The following is a 443-nucleotide window of genomic DNA, read 5'->3' on the forward strand; positions in this document are numbered from 1 at the left end:
GGATCCTGGTGATCGGAGGAAAGGTGGTGGCGCTTGCCGAGAGGGTCCCGGCACATGTCGTCGGCGATGGCCGGAGTTCTGTCGCCGAACTCGTCGAGGAGACGAACCACGACCCGCGACGGGGAGAGGGCCATTCTTCGGTGCTGACCCGCATCGAGATCGACGAATGTGTCGAGCATTTCCTGTCAAAGTCGCAGCTCACGCTTTCGAGCGTTCCAGCGCCGGGTCAAATGGTGCTCCTGCGACCCACCGCTAATCTGTCGACCGGCGGGACGGCAATTGACCGGACGGATGAAATCCATCCGGAAAACGCGCTGATCGCCAGGCGGGCGGCACAGATCGTCGGTCTCGACATTGCGGGGATCGACTTCGTCTGCCCTGACATTTCCCGGCCGGTCAGCGAGACCGGCGGCGGCATCATAGAGGTGAATGCCGGTCCCGGG

The 443-nt window shown here is 63.4% G+C and carries 1 pseudogene; it reads left to right on the forward strand.

Annotation, left to right across the window (positions count from 1 at the left end):
* A pseudogene (locus EN932_RS37710) lies at window positions 1–443 on the forward strand (cyanophycin synthetase); the annotation flags it as partial.

The organism is Mesorhizobium sp. M7A.F.Ca.US.002.01.1.1 (genome assembly GCF_004022955.1).
GTDB classification, from domain to species: domain Bacteria; phylum Pseudomonadota; class Alphaproteobacteria; order Rhizobiales; family Rhizobiaceae; genus Mesorhizobium; species Mesorhizobium ciceri.